Source organism: Elusimicrobiota bacterium (assembly GCA_040757695.1).
Classification (GTDB): domain Bacteria; phylum Elusimicrobiota; class UBA8919; order UBA8919; family UBA8919; genus JBFLWK01.
In genome coordinates this window covers 1-1,511 of the sequence record JBFLWK010000220.1, presented here as the reverse complement: position 1 = coordinate 1,511, position 1,511 = coordinate 1, and the positions used below count along the sequence as shown (strand labels likewise).

Annotated in this window: 1 protein-coding gene; it reads right to left on the bottom strand. The window is 38.5% G+C overall.

Features of this window, described 5'->3' with window-relative positions:
- Positions 1-247: 247 nt before the first annotated feature.
- A complete protein-coding gene (locus AB1349_14285; protein MEW6558494.1) occupies positions 248-1,207 on the bottom strand; it encodes a hypothetical protein in 960 nt (319 codons plus the stop codon).
- Positions 1,208-1,511 lie beyond the last annotated feature (304 nt).

Here is a 1,511-nt window from a genome sequence, read left to right as displayed (position 1 = left end):
ACATCGGTTTGTCTGACGTTGCCGTCTATAAATTGGCGAAGTTATGATATGATCAAAGTAATAGAAACGCCGGGGGTCAGCGTGATGTCTGATGTCGGGGTCAATCACCGAAATATGTTAATAAGTTTTAATAAGTTCGGTGCCTGGCACCGCATCTCACCCCGCACCGCATCTCACCGCATCTCATGTATACCGGTTAATGAAATAGGGGGTTTAAAACCCCCCTCTTCTTTTTTAGTCTCCAGTGTTAATCTCTGGTGACTTCAGTGCTGATAAAATTTCCCACTGGTGTTCCATCTTTCAGTAGTTTCCACACCCTTGCGAAGTTTCCTGTGTCCGAATCGGTAACCAATAAAACGTATTCATCAAAATCATCACTTATTTTAACAAGATCTATCACACGCCAATAGTGAAAGTCACCGTCACCTAGGGCTACGTCAAAAAGCTTGCGCAAGCTGCCGGTACCCGGCCTGTATTTGTAAAGCTTTCCACGAGTGTCCACGATAAATAAAGAAAAATCTTGATAATCTAATATCCTGGCGGCAGAAGTGGTAGAAAAGCTTTTTTCTATGATTTTCCGCAGATCATATGTATCTGTTATGTTTCCTCTACCATCTAATTCGAAAACTATGTTACTGAAGGGTATTCTTTTATGAAGCTCCACAAACAGATGATCATTCTTACCCACAAAAATTCCACTAAAATATGCATCTTCCTGACGTTGATCGGAAGGGAGGTTTTCAAAAGCAAAAAACAGGCTTTTTTCCCCCTCCGGTGTTATCCTTAATACCTGTTTAGCTGAAATGAGGTAAAAATTCCCTTTTTGATCCAGATCCATTGAGGTAAAGTTATCTTTATCCGAAAAGATCTTTTTGATCTCTTTTTTCTGAACATCAATCAAGTAGAGACTCGATCCGGTTAGAGCCGCTATCTTAGAGGGGTTTACCACAGCAAATTCCATTATTATATTTTCCTTTTTAAACCCCTCAGGCAACCAAGATGTGAGATCATAAATTGTTCCCCGGTCGTATATTTTTATTGCAGAATATGTGTCTAAAAAATATAAATAATTCTCATGTACTTCTATCTGAGTAGGGTTATTTAGCTGGCTTTTTACTTTCCAGGATGTCGTTGAACAAGCAGTTATTGTCACTGTTATTAATAAAGATAAGACAATCAGGATAATTACCTGTAATTTTTTGGACATTTTTCCGTTCCCCAAAAAAAATTTCTTATCACTAAAAACCTACTTTAAAAAATCTCTCAATAATAATAGACGGATAAATGGCCTACTTTGTTCCGCTCTCCGCAACAAAATCTTTCAACGACCCTGCCAGCAAGATTAACCTTCCTTCCTTTCCTTCCTTGGTGTGTAAGGGGACGGCAGACTGTGTGAAAAGTGCCCTGATTAACCTAACACAAATCCACAAATATGATATAATTTAACTATAAATACAGAAGAAAAGAGTGGATTTATGGGATATATAGAAGGCCACGACAGAAATCAGATA

Excerpts from the sequence above, each read along its gene's own strand:
- AB1349_14285 (MEW6558494.1), bottom strand. The coding sequence starts at position 1,207 with ATGTCCAAAAAATTACAGGTAATTATCCTGATTGTCTTATCTTTATTA.